The sequence below is a fragment of the Pseudomonas sp. P5_A2_2 genome, from assembly GCF_054177685.1.
This window is the reverse complement of record NZ_JBGCUL010001259.1, coordinates 1-1,144: the sequence shown is the minus strand read 5'-3', so window position 1 is coordinate 1,144 and position 1,144 is coordinate 1. Positions and strand designations below refer to the sequence as shown.

At 64.1% G+C, this 1,144-nt stretch carries 1 protein-coding gene and 1 pseudogene; both read left to right on the top strand.

Features of this window, described 5'->3' with window-relative positions:
* Positions 1-538: glycosyltransferase family 4 protein (locus tag ACXRVY_RS30635; RefSeq protein WP_458239156.1), on the top strand; the 538-nt coding region annotated here is incomplete at its 5' end.
* Positions 535-1,144 (top strand): annotated as a pseudogene (locus ACXRVY_RS30630) (O-antigen ligase family protein); the annotation flags it as partial. The gene ACXRVY_RS30635 and the pseudogene ACXRVY_RS30630, both read left to right, overlap by 4 nt.

The following is a 1,144-nucleotide window of genomic DNA, read 5'->3' as shown; positions in this document are numbered from 1 at the left end:
CGGCTACGTCGGGCGCCTGAGCAGCGAAAAGGGCCCGGACCTGTTTCTCGATGCGCTGATCCCGTTGTGTCGGCAGTACCCGCAACTGGACGCGGTGATGCTCGGCGACGGGCCGGAGCGGGAAAGCCTGCAGACGCGTATAGACGAAGCCGGATTGCAGGCGCGCATCACGCTGCCGGGCTACCAGACCGACATGCGCGCCTGGTGGCGGCAACTCGATGCGTTGGTGATCAGCTCGCGCACCGAAGGCACGCCGATGATTCTGCTCGAAGCGATGCAGGCCGGGGTGCCGGTGGTGGCCTTCGGCGTCGGCGGGATTCCCGATGTCTTGCAGGACCGCCACAACGGCCTGCTGGCCGCGCCCACCGACAGCACCGCCCTCGCCCGCCAGATCGGCGCGCTGCTGGATGATCCGGCCCTGGCCGGCGAGATGATCGATAACGCAAAACGTACGCAACGGGATCGCTACGACCTCAAGGTCCTGGCCGAACGCTGGTCGCAGCTTTACATCCGGACTGCACGGGAGGCACGCGCGTGATTGTTCCGCTCTCGATCGTCAGCTTGCTCGGCCTGGTCTGCCTCGGATTGCTGGCCAGCCCTTATCCGTACCTGGCGCCGGGAGCGGTGCTGGGCCTGGTGGGTGTCGCGGTGCTGTACCGCAAGCCGACCTGGGGCCTGCTGGGCATTGTCGCCATCCTGCCTTTCGAGGGCCTGTTCAAGGACAGCGCGTTGTCGGGCTCCAAGTTCCTCGGGGCTTCGCTGGCGCTGATCCTGATGCTGCAACTGGCGATTCACCAACGGTCGGCCGAGCGCCTGCGCAGCAATATCTGGCGTTTGCTGATCGGGTTCATGGTTCTGTACCTGCTCAGCCTGTTGAACACCGACAACATGGACATGTCCCTGGGCCACCTGCGCGAATTGAGCGTCGGCCTGATTCTGTTTGTCATCACCCTGCTGGTCGGGCGTGAGTTGAACCTCGACATGTTCGCCAAACTGGTTGCCATCAGTGTCGCGGTGACCTGCGCCATGGCGATGTTCTCAGCCAAATACCAGGACGAAGGCCGTGCGTCCGGTATGCTCAATGACCCGAACGAATTTGCCCTGATGATCGCCTTCGCCGTGCCCATGGCGCTGTTGCTGGTGG